17 protein-coding genes and 1 other annotated feature (1 of these 18 only partly in view) are annotated in these 16,114 nt (G+C 35.4%); of the genes, 8 read left to right on the top strand and 9 right to left on the bottom strand.

The features are described 5' to 3' along the window. Window positions 1-111, bottom strand: a binding site (T-box leader); it reaches 160 nt to the left of the window's first position. The 4 genes from ABH957_RS20665 to ABH957_RS20650 all read left to right on the top strand — a co-directional run bounded on the left by ABH957_RS20665 (window position 75) and on the right by ABH957_RS20650 (window position 5,515). Beyond that, window positions 75-1,043 carry a class I SAM-dependent methyltransferase gene (locus tag ABH957_RS20665; RefSeq protein WP_404512135.1) on the top strand — a complete coding sequence of 323 codons (969 nt, stop codon included), beginning with the start codon at window positions 75-77 and terminating at the stop codon, window positions 1,041-1,043. It overlaps the preceding feature by 37 nt. A gap of 415 nt (window positions 1,044-1,458) precedes the next feature. After that, on the top strand, window positions 1,459-3,153 hold the full coding sequence (locus tag ABH957_RS20660) for a methyl-accepting chemotaxis protein (protein ID WP_002129822.1): 1,695 nt from the start codon (window positions 1,459-1,461) through the stop codon (window positions 3,151-3,153). A 232-nt stretch (window positions 3,154-3,385) separates the two neighbouring features. Then, window positions 3,386-5,077, top strand: coding sequence for a methyl-accepting chemotaxis protein (locus ABH957_RS20655; RefSeq protein ID WP_404454513.1), 1,692 nt, complete (start codon window positions 3,386-3,388; stop codon window positions 5,075-5,077). Between the two features lie 120 nt (window positions 5,078-5,197). After that, window positions 5,198-5,515, top strand: a complete 318-nt coding sequence (locus ABH957_RS20650) for a metal-sulfur cluster assembly factor (RefSeq protein WP_000082522.1) — start codon at window positions 5,198-5,200, stop codon at window positions 5,513-5,515. Window positions 5,516-5,559: 44 nt separating this feature from the next. Here ABH957_RS20650 and ABH957_RS20645 read toward each other — a convergent pair whose 3' ends face one another. The 7 genes from ABH957_RS20645 to ABH957_RS20615 all read right to left on the bottom strand — a co-directional run bounded on the left by ABH957_RS20645 (window position 5,560) and on the right by ABH957_RS20615 (window position 11,633). After that, the gene (locus ABH957_RS20645; RefSeq protein WP_012261952.1) at window positions 5,560-7,209 is read right to left on the bottom strand and encodes a M4 family metallopeptidase; all 1,650 of its coding nucleotides are present in this window, start codon (window positions 7,207-7,209) and stop codon (window positions 5,560-5,562) included. A gap of 207 nt (window positions 7,210-7,416) precedes the next feature. Beyond that, the gene (locus ABH957_RS20640; protein WP_404454516.1) at window positions 7,417-8,115 is read right to left on the bottom strand and encodes a pirin family protein; all 699 of its coding nucleotides are present in this window, start codon (window positions 8,113-8,115) and stop codon (window positions 7,417-7,419) included. Window positions 8,116-8,165: 50 nt separating this feature from the next. Then, window positions 8,166-8,576: a MarR family winged helix-turn-helix transcriptional regulator gene (locus ABH957_RS20635; protein WP_404512133.1), complete on the bottom strand. Its 411-nt coding sequence runs from the start codon at window positions 8,574-8,576 to the stop codon at window positions 8,166-8,168. Between the two features lie 113 nt (window positions 8,577-8,689). Continuing rightward, window positions 8,690-9,124 carry a DUF3920 family protein gene (locus ABH957_RS20630; protein WP_002129830.1) on the bottom strand — a complete coding sequence of 145 codons (435 nt, stop codon included), beginning with the start codon at window positions 9,122-9,124 and terminating at the stop codon, window positions 8,690-8,692. 136 nt (window positions 9,125-9,260) lie between these two features. Then, the gene (gene uptA, locus ABH957_RS20625; protein WP_000900199.1) at window positions 9,261-9,854 is read right to left on the bottom strand and encodes an undecaprenyl phosphate transporter UptA; all 594 of its coding nucleotides are present in this window, start codon (window positions 9,852-9,854) and stop codon (window positions 9,261-9,263) included. A gap of 81 nt (window positions 9,855-9,935) precedes the next feature. Next, entirely contained in the window at window positions 9,936-11,135 is a 1,200-nt protein-coding gene (locus tag ABH957_RS20620) for a cation:proton antiporter (protein WP_002129832.1), read from the bottom strand. After that, complete coding sequence (locus tag ABH957_RS20615) at window positions 11,136-11,633, bottom strand: cation:proton antiporter regulatory subunit (protein ID WP_001026068.1); 498 nt, start codon at window positions 11,631-11,633, stop codon at window positions 11,136-11,138. A 409-nt stretch (window positions 11,634-12,042) separates the two neighbouring features. Here ABH957_RS20615 and ABH957_RS20610 point away from each other — a divergent pair, with 409 nt between their 5' ends. From ABH957_RS20610 to ABH957_RS20600, 3 genes are all read left to right on the top strand, one after another. Beyond that, complete coding sequence (locus tag ABH957_RS20610) at window positions 12,043-13,476, top strand: alanine/glycine:cation symporter family protein (protein ID WP_404491670.1); 1,434 nt, start codon at window positions 12,043-12,045, stop codon at window positions 13,474-13,476. Between the two features lie 194 nt (window positions 13,477-13,670). Next, window positions 13,671-14,111: a Dps family protein gene (locus tag ABH957_RS20605; RefSeq protein ID WP_002144991.1), complete on the top strand. Its 441-nt coding sequence runs from the start codon at window positions 13,671-13,673 to the stop codon at window positions 14,109-14,111. Window positions 14,112-14,493: 382 nt separating this feature from the next. After that, a complete protein-coding gene (locus ABH957_RS20600) occupies window positions 14,494-14,691 on the top strand; it encodes a hypothetical protein (RefSeq protein WP_002143682.1) in 198 nt (65 codons plus the stop codon). An 18-nt stretch (window positions 14,692-14,709) separates the two neighbouring features. Here the strand turns inward: ABH957_RS20600 and ABH957_RS20595 are convergent, their stop codons facing one another. Both ABH957_RS20595 and ABH957_RS20590 read right to left on the bottom strand, forming a co-directional pair. Then, on the bottom strand, window positions 14,710-14,991 hold the full coding sequence (locus ABH957_RS20595; RefSeq protein WP_002015993.1) for a hypothetical protein: 282 nt from the start codon (window positions 14,989-14,991) through the stop codon (window positions 14,710-14,712). A 117-nt stretch (window positions 14,992-15,108) separates the two neighbouring features. Beyond that, window positions 15,109-15,687, bottom strand: a complete 579-nt coding sequence (locus ABH957_RS20590; RefSeq protein WP_001225748.1) for an LOG family protein — start codon at window positions 15,685-15,687, stop codon at window positions 15,109-15,111. Between the two features lie 73 nt (window positions 15,688-15,760). On the opposite strand from ABH957_RS20590, the gene ABH957_RS20585 reads away from it, so the two are divergent. Then, window positions 15,761-16,084 (top strand): MazG nucleotide pyrophosphohydrolase domain-containing protein, encoded by a 324-nt coding sequence (locus ABH957_RS20585; RefSeq protein WP_001990794.1) that lies wholly within the window; start codon window positions 15,761-15,763, stop codon window positions 16,082-16,084. Window positions 16,085-16,114 lie beyond the last annotated feature (30 nt).

The following is a 16,114-nucleotide window of genomic DNA, read 5'->3' as shown; positions in this document are numbered from 1 at the left end:
AGGACGAAGCTCAAAGGCCATTGTTCAAATGAATATTCTTGCTTCTTCTCAGCTACCGAAGCTCTCTGGAAAGAATGGTTCCATTCTACTTTTCCTTTTCAACGCTTTTATGTATAAAACGTATTTTACGACTTAACAACAGAAAAATCAAACTTTTATTCAAAAAAACAGGAAATCCTACTCATTCACCGAATAACTATACGTTCACAAAAGGAGTGATAAAATTGAATCAAAAACAACTAAGTACTATTAATGAAAAAAGCTGGAACGCAGCTGCTTATGAAGCTTGGACAAATCGCCACGGGGCGCCAGAGGATTATGCGAAAAAGCTCATGGAAGATCCCGTGCGCGAGGTAAATCATTATTTACCTTACATACAATCTCCAAAAGGAAAGCGTATTATTAATTTACTCGGATCAAAAGGAAATAAAGCAGTTGCTCTTGCTCTTTTAGGAGCCGATGTAACAGTTGTAGACATTTCAGCAAGTAATGAAAAATACGCAACCGAACTAGCCGAAGCTGCTGGTGTCTCTATCCAATACATCGTCTCTGATGTACTGGATGTAAATCTTTCCGAATCATTTGATATCGTATTGCTGGAACTTGGTGTACTTCATTACTTTTTAGATTTAAAACCACTCTTTCAAAAGATTGCTAACTTACTTAAACAAGATGGAATACTTATCCTTCGTGACTATCATCCTATTTACACTAAATTATTAGGTGTAGATCATCCATCATTTCGGGCCAATGGAAATTATTTCGATGAAGAATTGATTGAAGATGATGTTGCTTATAGCATTCTTCTTACAGAATCGCAGAAAGAATCATTACCGAAGACAAACATACGCCGCTGGACGTTAGGCGAAATTGTTACAACACTTGCGGAAGAACGTTTTAAAATTGAAAAGCTAGTTGAAGAACACGGGTCTCATCAAAGGTGGGTTTTCCCTTCTACTTCACCCGAAGGAATTGAAGAACGTATACCAGGTCTATACACATTAATTGCGACAACATGCAAAAAAGGATCCCTTCACGGATAGGATCCTTTTTTTGCATGCTTACGCATATAAGTTGAGGTTGGAGATTACCATAATTCTGTAGAATAGGACACAAGATATTTCAACATTCGTCTCTGACTTACGTCGTCAAAAAGGGGTATGACCAACATAACGAAGAGTAATGTTCAGTTGATAGTGATAATCGTTATCAACTAATTAGAAGTATACAGGATGTTATTTCAAATTACAATACCATTTCTGATTTTTATTTATGAATTTTTTGATATACAAATGTATACATTTTAAGAACATTTAATCACATTAATCTGCCATATTCCATTATCTGCTATAATTTTCATTGAACAGATTAATAACTTCTTAATTATGTTTTTATTAGTTTCGTTCTCAATATTTATAAATTACAATAAATAGTTTTTAAAAAAAGGTAGGGGTAACAATGAAATATGTTAGCATTCGAAAAAAACTACTGTTCACACTCTTAAGCATTTCTTCCTTATTTAGCATTGCTCTTATTGTTATTCTTTCATTCGCGATGAATCAAGCAAGTGAAATCGAAACATTAAAGAATGATGTATCGAAAAGAGCAACGATTTTAAAAGAACGTGGCGATTGGTTCCAAGCGCAAGTCGCTGGTTTACAAGAATATTTATTATCACATGACCAAAAAGGATTGGATAAATTCAACCGGGAAGGAAAAAAACTAGCTGATACTAGGGAGAAAGTAACAAGTGATAAAAAACTCCCAGAAGGAATGAAAGAGGCCATTTTAATGGGAGCAAAATGGCGCAGCGTCGTAGATAATGAAGTCCTCCCTCTTGCACGGGAAGGAAAATGGGATGAAGCATCCAAAATTGCTCTTGCTCAAACAGATTATGTAAATGATCTTTTAAGTCGTTTTACTAAATATGCAAATGAAGAAAATGACAAACGGGACGTATTAATTGCTGACGTAGAGTCTTCTTCATCCCTTATTCAATATATTATTTTCTTCTCACTCATTACATGTACATTAACGTCTATTCTATTGGCATGGTGGTTCTCTGGTAAACTCGTTAAACCGATTCGACAAATTGATGCGAAGTTAAAAGAATTAGCTTCTCAAGATGGCGATTTAACCGCTAGATTACACGTAACGAGTAAAGATGAAATTGGTGACATCGCAAATTCCTTTAATCAAATGCTTGCTAACTTACAGCGTATAATAAAGCAAGTTCAACAAACATCAACAAGTGTAAAAGAAGCTTCTGAAAATGTGTTTATCGAAACAACTGCTTCTATGGAAAATACCGCAAAAACTAAAGAGACTATGAATGCTCTTGAGCACAATATTCGTTCACAAGTTTCTAGCATTGAAGAAAGTTCAACCGCAATGGATGATATGGCAACGAGTGTTCAGCGCATTGCACAAGCTGCCTCTTCTGCCGCTAGCCTAGCTGTTACAACTTCTGAAAAAGCAGATGATGGAAATAAAGTCATTGAAAAATCTATTACACAAATGCATACAATTAACGAAGCTGTTAACGCTACATCACAAGTGGTAGAGCGACTCATTACACATACGAATCATATTGATACTGCACTTCAATCTATTTCTAATATTGCCGAGCAGACGAATTTGCTCGCTTTAAATGCTTCTATTGAAGCGGCCCGTGCTGGTGAACACGGAAAAGGATTCGCTGTTGTTGCCGATGAAGTACGAAAACTTGCTGAACAATCTCAGCTAGCAGCAAATGACATTAACCATTTACTTCATCAAATTCAAGCGGACACAAAAATAGCAAATGACATGATGACACAAGGTCAGTCAGAAGCTTCTGAAGGAATTACAGTCATTCGTACCGCTGGATCTTCATTCTCAGAAATTGTTAATCACATTAACAATTTCTCTACACAAATACAAGAAATGTCTGCAACTGCTGAAGAAATGGCCGCAAGTTCTGAAGAAATGAATGCAGCTTTAAATAATATCGCTTCTATTTCAAATGAAGTTGCTGCCGAAACATCGAAAACAGCAACTTCAGCTGGTGACCAAGTAAACAAAATGAGTGTCGTTGCTAAAAAATCATCAGAAATGAAAACAATTGTGCAAGAACTTGAAGTGCTCGTTTCTCATTTCAAAACAAATAGTTAAAATGAAAATTTCATTTATACTTCTACGAACTCTAAATTGTTAGAAAGAGCGATTTAGAGTCTCTCTTTTTTCACGCTAAAATATCTCTTTCTATCTCCCATTCTGTCTGCTATAATTCCTAAAGGAAAGAAGAAAGCTTTATTCCATATGGAGTAAAGCTTTCTTTCAATTTTTTACATTAATTAATTAATTAATTCTAATACTAAGATTTTACAAGGAGGATTTTTATCATATGAATTTTATTAGCATTCGAAAAAAACTAATGTTCATGATGGGAATGATTTGCGCTTTATTCGGCATCGCCTTAGCTTTTATTTTATTCTTTACCATGGATCAGTCTCATAAAGCTGAAACATTACAAAAAGAAATTTCTCCTCTTGCAACAGAATTGAAAGAGCGCGGAGACGCTTATCAAGTACAACTTTCTGCTTTAAGAGGTTATTTACTACAACATGATCAAGTCGAATTAGACAAGTTTAATGAGATGAGTAAACGTCTTGAAGATACAAAAGGGCAACTTCTTTCTAACCCTAACACTTCTCAGTCCGTGAAAAGCACAATGGAATTAGGATCCACTTGGAGAAAGTTCATTGAAGAGAAAGTATTCAGTCTTGCAAAAGAACAAAAATGGGAAGAAGCTTTACAAGTAGCTTCTACAGAGAATGGCACTGTTTATAAAGTAATCGGTGATTTCACAAATTACAGTAATGAACAAGCTAAATTACGTGAACAATCTATTGAAAAAATCGATCAATCTTCACTACGAATTGAATATGTTGTCTTCTTATCACTTGTTATTTGTATTGTAACTGCAATTATTCTTGCATGGTGGTTCTCTGGTAAGCTTGTAAAACCAATTCAACAAATTGATACTAAACTAAAAGAATTAGCCTCTCAAGAAGGCGACTTAACAGCCCGTCTACAAGTAAATAGCAATGATGAAATCGGTGCAATTGCATCATCGTTTAATAAAATGTTAGAAAACCTGCAACATATCATTAATCGTGTTCAAAAAACATCTGTAGAAGTACAAACAGCTTCTGAAAATATGCTAGAAAAGACTAATACATCACGCGAGGCAACAATAAGAGTTCAAAGCTCGATGTCCAACTTAAATTCAAGTATTCAATCGCAAACTTCTAGTATGGAAGAAAGCTCGACTGCGATGGATGATATGGCAATAAGTGTTCAGCGTATCGCTGAATCTGCTTCATCTGTAGCCGAACTTGCTGTAGCTACATCTGAACACGCTAACGACGGAAGTACTGTTATCCAAAAATCTGTTTCACAAATGACAACGATACATGAAGCTGTAAATGCTACATCAGAAGTAGTCGAACGTCTAATCACTCATACAAAATATATTGATACAGCTGTACAATCTATTTCTAATATCGCTGAACAAACAAATCTACTTGCTTTAAATGCTTCTATTGAAGCGGCTCGTGCTGGTGAACAAGGAAAAGGATTTGCTGTCGTAGCTGATGAAGTTCGTAAACTTGCGGAACAATCAAAAACAGCGGCAAAAGATATTAACCAATTGCTTCATCAAATTCAAAATGATACGGAAACTGCTAGCTCTATGATGTCTAAAGGTCGTTCTGAAGCATTTGAAGGCATTACTGTCGTTCGTGAGGCTGGTACTTCTTTCACAACAATTGTTGAACAAGTAAATAAAGTATCAACTCAAATGCAAGACATATCAGCAACTGCTGAGGAAATGGCTGCAAGCGCTGAAGAAATGAACGCTTCACTTAATAACATCGCTTCTATTTCAAATGAAGTATCTAGTGAAACAGCCGCAACGGCACAATCTGCTGAACAGAAAGTCATCGTGATGAATGAAATGACTCTCACTGCAAAACAAATGAAACAAACAGTTGAAGAATTAGATCAGCTTGTATCTCATTTTAAAACTGAATAGCTTTTCAAAAAAATATTCCTCTCTCAGAGAGGAATATTTTTTTGAGCTCATTTCCTGCACTTATCCCGCATATCCGTTATAATGAGAACCGATATCATTAATATTTAGGGGGTGCTACACATGTCACAACAAGCATTTGAAGAAAAGTTATATGCAAACTTAGAAGCTGTTATTGACCCTGAGCTAGGTGTTGATATTATCAATCTTGGATTAGTTTATGACGTTACAGCGGATGAAAATAATAATGCTGTCATTACAATGACGATGACTTCTATCGGTTGTCCAATGGCTGGCCAAATCGTATCAGACGTTAAAAAAGTATTATCAACGAACGTACCTGAAGTAAATGAAATAGAAGTAAACGTTGTATGGAATCCGCCATGGACAAAAGAACGTATGTCACGTATGGCAAAAATTGCATTAGGTATTCGTGATTAAATAAGGAAAAGACCTGACAATCCAGTCAGGTCTTTTTTCTCTTATTATTTTACTCCTACAGCGTCATAAGCTTTCGTTACAGCTTGTACCTCTTTAGAGTTTTTACCGAATAAATCTTCTGCTGATTGAAGTGCAGCTTGGCGCATCATTTTGAAATCAGAGTTTGCAGTTAAATATTTTGTAAGAGCACGATAGTAAATTTTTTCTGTTGCTTCACGGCCCACTCCAGTTACTTTCACATTGTAATGCGTGCCGCCCTCAGACACTAAATACGCCGCCTTATTGTTAATACTACTGTTAATATGAACGCCGCCATTATCAGCTGTTCCAGTATAACGTTTATTATAGTGATCTGGGTAACCTTCACCTGGTTTTAATGGGTTTGGAATAGATGCTGGATCCTTCAGAGAACGAAGTGCATCACCAGGTTTACCAGGTGTATAAATATCAGCTCCTAAATCCCAGCTTTTCTTCTCAACCATGACGCCCATAATATCAGATAACGATTCATTTAACGCTCCTGACTCATCTTTATAAACAAGGTTTGCTGTATGTTCAGTTACAGCATGCGTTAATTCGTGGCCAATAACGTCTAGGCCAGCTGATAATGGAATAAATGTCTTACCATCTCCATCACCATACATCATTTGCACACCGTTCCACGCTGCGTTATTCCAAGATTCACCTACGTGAACAGCAGAAATAAGTTTTGCACCTTTATCATCGAAAGAGTTACGGTTAAATGTCTTTTTATAATAATCATATACTTTTCCTGCATTCACATGCGCATCAACTGCCGCTTTATCTTCGAAGAACTTAGATTTACTTCCAATTTCTTCTCCTGTATATCCAAGAATTTGTGAGAATAAATTAAACCAGTCTTCGTTCATATTCTCTGCATCAAATGTATGGACACCTTGTCCTCGTGTACCATCAAATAAGTTGAACGCTCCTGTTTTCGTATCTTGAGCAATTTCAAATGATTGTCTAGCACCTAATACTCCGTAACCAAATCCAGTAATGTTATCTACAGCATTATATTTCTCAATAACATTTCCATTTGTTGCATCAACAAAGTAATGCCAATATCCTGGAGCTGGTTTCGAAACCGACGCTTTTACAAGATATGCAAGATAGTATTGACCATCTTTTTCATACACATATAAATCTTTTTTCACACCATCATAATTCTTTACTTTACCAATTTCCTTCTCAATATTAGCTTTTGCAATCGTTTCTGCTTGTTCCGCACTAATACTTGCAGATGTAGGAATATTTTTATCATCTAAACTCGGAATAACTTGTCCGAAAAATGCTTTTACATTGTTCTCTTTATCAAGCGTAACTGTTTGATCTGAACCATACACAGGAATGTTATTATGCTTCTCAACTAACTTCACATGTGTTGTACCAGACTCAGCATCTTTTTCTTCACCAACGATATTGAAATGTTTGTCAATATTTCCTGCTAGTTTAAACATATCTTTTTTACTCTCTAAATATTGAAAGACCGTCTCTTTTTTATCTAGTCCTTCCGGCGCTTTCCATTCTTCACCTATGTAAGCTGGTGTTTTAAACTCTTGATGATACTGGATTTTTTGCTCTTCTGCTTTCGTCGTAGTTGCTCCAAATGCCCCAAACCCACTTGCGATAACAGTTAATGCTAATGCTGATGAAATTACTTGCTTTTTCAATCTAACACTCCCCATTTCCCTAAAAGTTTTTAACACCTTTATAAATATTCTGAATAATCTTTCCAATACCTGCTCTCAAAAATTGAGAAAGTTTTTTCTGTTAATTTAACTCACACAAAAAAGGATATCGTTTTCGATATCCTCTTCCCTATAACTTTTCATCTCGCTATTCACATACTTAAAACCGCCATGGGTTAAAGTTTCACTTTATTCCATTTTCATTTCAATCGCTAAGTAGTGAGAGTTTTCTTTCGCTTGAATGTGAATATCTTCTTCTACAGCCTCCGCTGCATCACGCATTACGAGTGTTTCACCGTTTACAACGCCGCTACCTTCAATTTGTACAAGGTACAATTGACGTCCTTCTTTAACAGGAAAATGAATTTCTTTACCAGCTTCTAATGATAAAGAATATAAATTTGCATCTTGGTGAATATGAATTGGTGCATCTCTATCAGAAGGAGATACCATATGGAACCACTCATTTTCACGTTTACTCCAATCAAATTTAAACTCACCATAGTTTGGTTTATGACCGTCGCGGTCTGGTAAAATCCAAATTTGCAATAAACGTAATGTTTCACTTCCTAAGTTATGCTCACTGTGAAATACACCAGTACCTGCACTCATATATTGAACATGCCCACGCTCAATTGTCCCGCGGTTCCCCATACTATCTTCATGTGTTAATTCACCATCTATAACGTAAGAGATAATCTCCATATCACGGTGCGGATGCATATCAAAACCAGTTTGTGGCGCTATTAAATCATCATTCATAACACGTACTGCTCCAAAATTCATGTTGTTTGGATTATAATAATTTGCAAAGGAAAAATGAAAATGTGTATTTAACCAACCGTGATTTGCTCTTCCCATATTTTTATGATCAACTTTTCTAAACATATCCTTCACCTCATATTATCTCGAAATCAAGATAATTATTTTTAATTTTATCACTGCAACTTCTTCAGTAATTCTAATAATTGTTTTTGTTCTTCTCTATTTAACTTATCAAATTGCTCTGTTTGAAATGTTTCTTGCGGCGGGACTATTTTTTCATATAGAACCTTTCCCTTTTCTGTTAATGAAATATATTTCGTAGTACCTTCTTGTTCACGCTGAATCCAATCTAGTTGCTCCATCTTATTTAAAAGTTGAGTAACATTTCCTTTCGTAACAAACAACTTATTTCCAAGTTCTTGCTGCGTTAAACGATCGTTTCCTCCAATTTGAACTAATACATCAAACTGAGCGGCAGATACATTCCACTTTTTCAAATGCTGATTCGTCTCACGAATACTTCTATTATAAAAGCGTGATAAACGAAACCATAATAGTACTCCAAGTCTTTCCCCTGCTTTCATTCCATCACCTCGCTTATTTGATACTATTAGTTTAGAACTAAACTTATTAAAGGTCAACTACTTATTTTTAATTAGCAATAAATAAAAGCACAGTGATTTTTCTCCACTATGCTTCAGATTAAATTTCTATTTTTATATTCATCTAGCTTCCTCTCCGCGAAACGCCTCGCATCTTTCTCAATCCATCTTTCTTCGTATAGTTCATTTCCAACATATAGTACATCGTCCTTATGCTGCATCGCATGCCTGAATTCATGCAATAGCGTTTTGAGCACTTGCTCATATTCTTCCCACATACAAACGAAAATTAATTGTTTTTCTTTATGATAAAAACCACCTACTGGGAATAAAAACTCCTCTTCTTCTTCTCCTAATGATAAAAGTACATGATTCGCATCACACGTATCACAAAAAATAACTGGCGTTGCACTTACTTCAATAAGAGAAAACAAATCATTTCTTAACTTTTTGACATCCCAAGGAAGCTCCGAATCCAACACATACCAATTCTCGACTTGTTGATATACATTTTGAAACTGGAGTTCCATTTCTCAATAATCCCCTTCCTAAACTCCCTTTCCCTATATATATGCCACAATATGGCAAATATTAAACATACACTTTCATCCTTTAAAAAATGACAATAAAAAAGAATCTATGTCAGCATAGATTCTTTTTCCGTAATCACTTTTTTTTCATCATTTTTTTTAATATAAAATAACCAATTGCACAAACAATAGCAGCAAGTGCAAAGTATTTCACATATGGCCCAGCTACTTTATTAATACTTTCCCACTCTGTTCCTAATTTAAAACCTAAATATACAAATACAATTGACCATGGAATAACAGCTAGTGTAGTTAGCGTAATAAACTTAGCATGTGACATTTTCGCAATACCCGCTGGTATCGAAATAGCATGACGCACAACAGGAATAAAACGCGCTGTAAAAATAACACCAGTTCCGTAACGATTAAACCACGCTTCAGCATAATCAATATGTTTCTTCTGAATCAAAATATATTTTCCATATCGCTCAAGAACAGGTCTTCCTCCGTATCGACCGATCCAATAAATGAATAGTTGTGCGATTACACCACCAATTGTACCGAACGCGACAGCCCCCCAAAATGTAATGCTTCCTGTTGATACTAAATAACCTGCATAAGATAATACGATTTCACTTGGGATAACCTCTATCATTAATCCCAGCATAATTCCCCAATAACCAAGTCCTTCTAGAAAAACTAAAACTGAATGAATCAACTCTCCTAACATCATTTACCTCTCTTTACTGTTTTCATTACCAAAAATAAAAGTACAAGCAGTAAATATCTTGTACTTTTATTTTTTCAAAATTTATCTAGTCTTCGTATCCCACTTAAAGATTTTATTTAAAAATTTATATACATTCTTTGACTCTTTCGTCAGAAGTGGACCTAAGATCGATAGTATAAGCACGTATAGTGCTGAGAATGGTTTCAATACCGACATTAACCCACCCGCGATACCGATATTAGCCATAATGATTGAGAATTCTCCCCTTGAAACGATTGTTAATCCAATATTTGTTGATGCTTTATGAGATAATCCAGCTTGTCTTCCTGCAATCATCCCTGCTACAAAGTTTCCGATTATCGTCAGAAGTACAGCACCTAACGTTAACCATATTGCTCCGCCCAATGAAAACGGATCGATACTTAATCCGAAACTGAAGAAGAAAATAGCTCCGAAGAAGTCTCTAAATGGAACAACAAGATGTTCAATTCGATCACTATGCTCTGTCTCAGAGAAAACTAACCCTAAAAGAAGTGCCCCGATTGCTTCTGCAACGTGAATTGTTTCTGAAAAACCTGCAATAAAGAACAACGAAGCAAATACTACAATAATAAAAATTTCATCTGAACTAATATTGAGCAATCTATTTAATAACGGCGTTGCTTTTCTAGCCACAATAAAGAATAGAAGCATATATCCTAAAGCAATTCCAATTGAAGTAAGGGCACCTAAGAAGGAAGCGTGATCCCCAAGAACTAAGCCAGAAACTACTGATAAATATACAGCAAGGAATATATCCTCAAACATAATAATTCCTAAAATTAATTCGGTTTCATTATTACCAGTTCTTCTTAAATCAACTAATACCTTTGCGACAATAGCACTAGAAGAAATCGTAATAATACCCGCAATAATTAAGATTTCGAGTAACGGGAATCCCATTATAAATCCGTATAATAATCCTAGTGAAAAGTTAATCAAAATATAGATTGTTCCGCCAATCGCGATAGAACGTCCAGATTTAATTAGTTTTTTCATCGAAAACTCTAATCCCAGATAGAAAAGAAGGAACAGAACACCAATCCTTCCAAGGAAGGATATCACACTTGCACTTTCAATAAATTTGAGATCGATAACACCTATTGTCGGCGCGTGCGGACCTACTAACATGCCAAGAACAATTAGAAAAGGAATTACTGAGAATTTAAACTTTCCAGCGATTACCGCCGCAATTGCTACTAAAACTAAAGCTGTACCAACTTCAAAAATTAAAGTATCCATCTAGTCAGTCCCCCTATTCGAAAGTAATTCATTAATAATCTTTTTAATTTCTTCTCTCTCACCAGAAACTACAAGCATATCTCCTTCTTCAATCACCGTGTCTGGACCTGGATTAAATAGCTTTTTCATATTCTTTTTCATAACTGCAATTATCGTTACGCTATATGTTTTTCTTATTTCAAGGTCGCCAATTGTTTTTCCGATTGCCGGAGCTGCATTCTCCACTTTAAACCACTCAATTGCTAAACCTTCAAAGACCATCTCAACATTTTCTAATGCTCTAGGTTTGTATACCATTCCACCTAATATTGCTGCAATTTGTCTCGCCTCTGAGTCACGTAATGAAATACTTGAGATGCTTTCTTCATGATCTGAATCAAAATGATACATTTCTCTACGCCCATCATCATGAATGACGATCACCATCTTTTCGTTACCTTTCGTAACGATTTGAAATTTATAACCAATACCCGGAAGTTCACTTTCTCTAATATTCATATTTAGCTCCTCCATAACTTCTTTATTTTAATTTTCTGTTTTTCTGTCTTTTGTTCATCCAATCAATTTTAGAAATTCTAACCATTCAGGATACCTATGACTTGGAAATCTTTTATTGTAATAATAAGTGGCTCCTAAAAAGATACTTAAAGATGTAATGATAAAAAATAAATTACTTCTTATTTTCAAACTCTTAAGACTTACTTTCAATAAAGATTCTTCTTTCAAATTATCCCCTCTTTTTCGCTTTAAATTTAGTTTTTTAAAATGTAAATAATTCTAAAAATATTACGATGTAACATAATCATAACACAAAACACATTTAAGTAACATGATTTTTTAGAAAAATTGATTCTGGTATATTTTTTGCATATAATTTTCTTATTACGAAAAAAAGGAAGTGTATTATATGGTTGATATCTTTAGCAGATTCCTTGAGGTAACGAATAATATTTTATGGTCATATATTCTTATTGCAATGTTAATCGGCTTCGGTCTTTATTTCTCTTTCAAATTAAAATTTGTCCAAATTACTCATTTCCGTGAGATGGTCAGTTTAATTAGTAAAGGATTTAATCGAAAAGAAAAAAAGAAAGATAGCATCTCTCCATTCCAAGCATTTTGCTTAAGTGCAGCAGCACGTATTGGTATCGGGAACTTAGCTGGTGTAGCATTAGCCATTTCAATGGGTGGACCTGGGGCAATATTTTGGATGTGGTTTATCGCTATCCTTGGAGCAGCTACTAGTTTTGTAGAATGTACGCTCGCGCAAATTTATAAAGTAAAAGATGGAAGCAGATTCCGTGGTGGACCAGCGTATTACATGGAAAAAGGGTTAAACAAACGCTGGATGGGTGTTTGGTTTTCACTTCTTATTACAGTTGCGTACGGATTAATTTTCAATTCTGTACAAGCAAACACGGTAACAATAGCATTTGAAAATGCTTTTGGACTAGAGCGAACGATCGTAGGAGCTCTATTAGCTTTATTAGTTGCAGTTATTATTTTTGGTGGTATCAAGAGCATTTCACGTATTACAGAAATGATTGTTCCTCCAATGGCAATCATTTATATCGGCGTAGCTGTTTTTGTCGTAATTAACAACTTCACTATGTTACCAAGCATTTTTACAGAAATATTTAACAGCGCATTTGGTTTAGACCAAGCTATCGCTGGTGGTATTGGAGCAGCAATCAAATTCGGAATTCAGCGCGGTTTATTCGCGACAGAAGCAGGTATGGGTAGCTCTCCTAATGCAGCAGCAACATCAGATGTATCTCACCCTGTAAAACAAGGACTTGTTCAAGCATTAGGTGTTTTCGTAGATACATTCTTAGTATGTACATCAACAGCGTTTATCGTATTATGCTCTGGACTTTACAAAGGATCGAATTTAGAAGGTATTGAATTAACACAACAAGCATTAAGTTCACAAATTGGACCGTGGGCAAGCACTTTCTTAGCGATTATTATTTTCCTATTCGCTTTCAGTTCTTTACTAGGAAACTACTATTATGGTGAAACAAATATCGCATTCATTAAAGAAAGCAAAACATGGTTACTGATTTATCGTGTTGCAGTTGTCGGAATGGTGTTCTTCGGATCTATCGCTGCCCTTCAAACGGTTTGGAGTTTAGCTGATTTCTTTATGGGACTAATGGTATTTACAAACTTAATTGCCATCTCATTCCTTAGCAAGTTCGCCTATGCGGCATTAGTAGACTATATAAAGCAAAAGAAACAAGGAAAAGATCCTGTTTTCATTGCAAGTTCTATCCCTGGCTTAAAGAATACAGAGTGTTGGGATGGACAGGATGTAGAAGAAAATAAGCAAGCAGTATAATAATTAAAAGCAGAAGCTATATATCAAATAAAACTCCCTATTACTTCACAGTAATAGGGAGTTTTATTTACAACAGTTCATAATTTGTTCAAATTAATTCCAGCGAAAGGGTTGATTTATACAAATTACTAGATTATAATAATTATAAATTAGTAATTTGTATAACATAATAACTCAAAAGGAGATTGATCATAATGAACAAACAAGTAATCGAAGCATTAAACAAACAAGTAGCAAACTGGAGCGTTTTATTTACAAAACTACACAACTTCCATTGGTACGTAAAAGGACCTCAATTCTTCACACTACATGAAAAATTTGAAGAGCTTTACACAGAATCAGCTACTCACATCGATGAAATTGCAGAACGTATTTTAGCAATTGGCGGCAAACCAGTAGCAACAATGAAAGAATACTTAGAACTATCTTCTATTCAAGAAGCAGCTTACGGAGAAACTGCAGAAGGAATGGTCGAAGCAATCATGAAAGACTACGAAATGATGCTAGTCGAACTGAAAAAAGGCATGGAAATCGCTCAAGACTCTGACGACGAAATGACATCTGACCTACTACTAGGCATCTACACAGAACTAGAAAAACACGCTTGGATGCTACGCGCGTTCTTGAATCAATAATAGATTTTAAAGCGGAGGTGGCTCGTTCAGCTCTGACTGGCTAAGGTTCTTTCACATAGAAGGCGCTTTTTGCCTTCTTATGTGGAAGGTTCTTAGACACGAAGAGCTAGCCACCGGAGCTGGATACCACTTAAAGCGGAAGCGGCTCGTTCAGAGTCGCTTTTTTCATTATATCGATCGTAACTCGCAATATATCGACGTTTCAACAAAGAATATCGACTTACCGACAAATCACGACAATAATAACACTCCCCGCCTCTACTTTTATCAATATATTACAATCTCTTTTATGTTAAAATATAGGAAACACCCTTTAGTAATTAGATCCAAAAAAGCTTTTCCAAGTTCATCATTTACGACTTAAATGACGGGAGTGGTTCAGTTGAAAGACTACTTAATTAGAGCATTTTTTGCGTTAATAACAGTTGGGATTCTCTTACTTATAGCTAATATTTTCAATATACGTGTCGAGGTTAAAGACTATGCTTTCCTCGTTGTTGTAGCAATTGGTGGCGGCTGGGGTGGCTGGCACCTGTATAAAAAACAAAGTAATCAAAATGATAAAGGCATTCCAAAGTAATATGGAATGCCTTCCTTTTTATTTCCGTCTATAGTAAATAACGAAATTCAGACCACTGATCAAAACAATCCCAATAAACATATTAGAAGACTGCACATCGCCACCTAAACTATATTCATCAGCAATAAATCCTAGCATAACAAGTGTTATCGCAGAAACACCAATACATATAACCGAAATAAACCAAAGCGAAAACTCATTAATCAGCTCTTTCTTCTGTCTTAAAACAATTAGCATAACAAGAATAGACGCTGCTAAAATACTTTTAAAAACAGGACGTAAATACACAAACTCCTCCATCTATTTCTCCTTTTTGAAAACTTAATATTTTAACATTAATATATTTAACTACGCTAAAAACACATGCCTTTTTACGATAAAAAGACATGTGTTTCTATAAATCGCTATAAAAATGTACTATGATAATTGCTTCCACTTCGTCCCCAAGACAGGACGCTCGTAATTTTGGATTTCATGAATTAGTTTATCTGCCGTCTCAGCGGAAACGATTAACTCTTTATTCGATGGATTCATAAAGCCTTCTTCTGCTGCCCGTTCAACCATTTGCAAAATTGGTCCGTAAAAGTCTTTTATGTTCAATAAACCAACCGGCTTATTATGTATACCAATTTGTGACCAACATACAACTTCAAATAGCTCTTCAAACGTTCCATATCCGCCTGGTAATGCAATGAAAGCATCCGCAAGCTCTGCCATTTTCGCCTTGCGCTCATGCATTGTTTCTACTTCAATTAATTCTGTTAATCCTGTATGTACGATTTCTCCTCGAAATAGACCGCGCGGCATAACACCTGTTACACGTCCACCTAAACGAAGAACTTCGTTTGCTACTTCTCCCATTAATCCAACGCATGAACCACCGTATACGAGCTCATAGTCGTTCTCAACAAACATTTTGCCTAACTGGATTGCCTGCTCTTTAAATTCTGGTCTCTCCCCTAAATTGGAACCTGCAAACACACAAATCTTTCTCATTCCTACACCCCGAAACTATATATTGTTATGATACAATTGACATTGTACAACATATTGAAGGGATGAGGAAGAAATGGATATCGTTGCATTTCAAAGATGGGTTGAGGAATTTTACGAAAAACGAAGCTGGTCACAGTATAATGCCTTTATTCGCTTAAATTTCTTAACTGAAGAAGTTGGGGAAGTTTCACGAGTTGTTCGCGCTATTGAAATCGGCCGCGATCGTCCTGATGAAGATGCGAAAACAGAAGAAGAGCTAAAACAAGAACTAAAAGAAGAACTTGGTGATGTACTATCTAATCTTATTATTCTTTCGCAAAAATATGATTTAGATTTGCAGGACATTATGGAAGCACACGTCACAAAGCTTTCGAAAAGGTTTGAAACATCTAAATGAGAATGTTATCAATTATGATATAATATTATT

The sequence above is a fragment of the Bacillus sp. RC242 genome (assembly GCF_044908245.1).
In the GTDB taxonomy this organism is placed as follows: domain Bacteria; phylum Bacillota; class Bacilli; order Bacillales; family Bacillaceae_G; genus Bacillus_A; species Bacillus_A mycoides.
This window is presented reverse-complemented; position numbering and strand designations above follow the sequence as displayed.

Bases quoted from the DNA above. Each gene is read 5' to 3' on its own strand.
- ABH957_RS20665 (WP_404512135.1), top strand. From the start codon at position 75: ATGGTTCCATTCTACTTTTCCTTTTCAACGCTTTTATGTATAAAACGT.
- ABH957_RS20585 (WP_001990794.1), top strand. From the start codon at position 15,761: ATGGATATCGTTGCATTTCAAAGATGGGTTGAGGAATTTTACGAAAAA.
- ABH957_RS20620 (WP_002129832.1), bottom strand. From the start codon at position 11,135: ATGGATACTTTAATTTTTGAAGTTGGTACAGCTTTAGTTTTAGTAGCA.
- ABH957_RS20590 (WP_001225748.1), bottom strand. From the start codon at position 15,687: ATGAGAAAGATTTGTGTGTTTGCAGGTTCCAATTTAGGGGAGAGACCA.
- ABH957_RS20630 (WP_002129830.1), bottom strand. From the start codon at position 9,124: ATGGAACTCCAGTTTCAAAATGTATATCAACAAGTCGAGAATTGGTAT.
- ABH957_RS20610 (WP_404491670.1), top strand. From the start codon at position 12,043: ATGGTTGATATCTTTAGCAGATTCCTTGAGGTAACGAATAATATTTTA.
- uptA (WP_000900199.1), bottom strand. From the start codon at position 9,854: ATGTTAGGAGAGTTGATTCATTCAGTTTTAGTTTTTCTAGAAGGACTT.
- ABH957_RS20660 (WP_002129822.1), top strand. From the start codon at position 1,459: ATGAAATATGTTAGCATTCGAAAAAAACTACTGTTCACACTCTTAAGC.
- ABH957_RS20650 (WP_000082522.1), top strand. From the start codon at position 5,198: ATGTCACAACAAGCATTTGAAGAAAAGTTATATGCAAACTTAGAAGCT.
- ABH957_RS20640 (WP_404454516.1), bottom strand. From the start codon at position 8,115: ATGTTTAGAAAAGTTGATCATAAAAATATGGGAAGAGCAAATCACGGT.
- ABH957_RS20615 (WP_001026068.1), bottom strand. From the start codon at position 11,633: ATGAATATTAGAGAAAGTGAACTTCCGGGTATTGGTTATAAATTTCAA.
- ABH957_RS20635 (WP_404512133.1), bottom strand. From the start codon at position 8,576: ATGAAAGCAGGGGAAAGACTTGGAGTACTATTATGGTTTCGTTTATCA.
- ABH957_RS20595 (WP_002015993.1), bottom strand. From the start codon at position 14,991: ATGGAGGAGTTTGTGTATTTACGTCCTGTTTTTAAAAGTATTTTAGCA.
- ABH957_RS20655 (WP_404454513.1), top strand. From the start codon at position 3,386: ATGAATTTTATTAGCATTCGAAAAAAACTAATGTTCATGATGGGAATG.
- ABH957_RS20605 (WP_002144991.1), top strand. From the start codon at position 13,671: ATGAACAAACAAGTAATCGAAGCATTAAACAAACAAGTAGCAAACTGG.